This is a genomic window from Marseilla massiliensis, from assembly GCF_016899855.1.
Classification (GTDB): domain Bacteria; phylum Bacteroidota; class Bacteroidia; order Bacteroidales; family Bacteroidaceae; genus Prevotella.
The window spans coordinates 1-1,642 of sequence record NZ_JACJJG010000200.1 but is presented as its reverse complement, the minus strand read 5'-3'; the positions used below and the strand labels follow the sequence as shown (position 1 = coordinate 1,642).

Genomic DNA, 1,642 nt, shown 5'->3' with positions numbered 1-1,642 from the left:
TTTGCCCTAAATATTTTTGTAAAGAGTGGGTGGCGGACGGCGCGAGAACGTATTACCGAGGGTAAAAACCGTAAGTATTATATGCCTGTTTACTTACAATCAACCATATGGATAGTGAATATGTATGTTAACCGCAAGCGTAGCGGCAAGTTTACGTTTCAAATCCAAAAGGCCGTCTTTTAGCTCCCCGTTTACGGCCTTTTACGTGGCGATATGCCGTCTTTCATATTACGGAAGACGGCGTTTTACAGGCGTGATATCCAAGTATCCAACCGTTGGTCGTTGTCTCGGGTCACTGCGGCGGCCGACGGACTCGCCGCGTGTAAACCCGATTTTGCGTACGTAAAATTTGCATGACAGTTTTTTTCTTTGTAATTTTGAACAATATTTACCGTACATTAGGGCGCAAGCGACAACCCCAGCTTGGTATGCTGCCCATGACTCGACTATATGATGGAAACGTTCAATATAAGTAACCGGCGCTATTTGGGCAACAAATACAAGTTGCTTGGGTGGATAAGAAGCGTTGTTGACGGCAACTGCGAAGGCGTACGCTCATTTTTCGACGTGTTCTCGGGCACGGGTAGCGTGGCCTCGGCGTTTACCGACAAGCGCCTTGTAGTATGCGACATGATGTACAGCAACTATCTTGCCGCGCTGTGCTGGTTCTCGCCCGAGCCTGTCGACCGTGAACGGCTGGCGCGCCTGCTCGACTACTATAACGCCTATGACGCCTCTAACGAGGACAACTACATGTCGCGCAACTTCTCTGACACTTACTTCAACACGGCAACGTGCCGCAAAATAGGATTCATCCGAGACGACGTGGAGACACGCTACGCCAACCGTGAAATAAACAGACGCGAGCGAGCCTCCATCATAACGTCGCTCATCTACGCAATGGACAGGATAAGCCACACGTGCGGACACTACGACTCCTTCATCCGCGACGGCAAGTACGACGGCGCGCTCGAGCTGCGCATGCCGCAGAACGACGCGCCGATGAACCCTGACAACCGCATCTACTGCGCCGACTCAAACACCATAGCCGACCGTGAGGAGACCGACGTGGCCTATCTCGACCCGCCGTACAACAGCCGCCAGTATTGCGACACGTACCACCTGCTGGAGAACGTGGCGCAATGGCGCCAGCCCGAAGTGTTCGGCGTAGCGCGCAAGATGGACAGGAGCACCATGAAGAGCAGGTACTGCAAGAGCGCCGAGGCTGCCGAAGCGCTCGAGGAACTTGTCATGAAACTGCGCAGCAGGTACATCCTCCTGTCGTACAACAACAACGGCAAGAAGCTGCAATGCCGCTCAAACGCCAAAATTTCCGACGAGGAGATAATAAGGATTATGTCGCTGCGCGGCGAGGTTAGGGTGTTCAACATGAGCCACAGAGGCTTTGACGCGGGCAAGAGCGAACTCAACAAGGACAACCAGGAAAGGCTATTCCTATGCAGCGTAAACAGGTAAAGAACTACATATCGTCGCCGCTGAACTACATCGGCGGCAAGGCAAGGATACTGGACCAGATATTGCCTTACTTCCCGGACGGCATTGACGTGTTCGTCGACCTGTTCTGCGGCGGGTGCAACGTAGGCATGAACGTCAAGGCAGGACACACTGTATACAACGACAC

General features: G+C 52.9%; 2 protein-coding genes. Both read left to right on the top strand.

Going from position 1 to position 1,642, the window contains the following annotated elements; translation table 11 throughout:
• Positions 1–450: 450 nt before the first annotated feature.
• Positions 451–1,476 carry a DNA adenine methylase gene (locus tag H6A34_RS14355; RefSeq protein ID WP_205106069.1) on the top strand — a complete coding sequence of 342 codons (1,026 nt, stop codon included), beginning with the start codon at positions 451–453 and terminating at the stop codon, positions 1,474–1,476.
• Positions 1,458–1,642, top strand: a 185-nt coding sequence (locus H6A34_RS14350; protein WP_205106068.1) for a DNA adenine methylase, incomplete at its 3' end; no start/stop codon positions are given. The genes H6A34_RS14355 and H6A34_RS14350, both read left to right, overlap by 19 nt.

Coding starts and splice junctions, on each gene's coding strand:
- H6A34_RS14355 (WP_205106069.1), top strand. CDS start 451: ATGATGGAAACGTTCAATATAAGTAACCGGCGCTATTTGGGCAACAAA.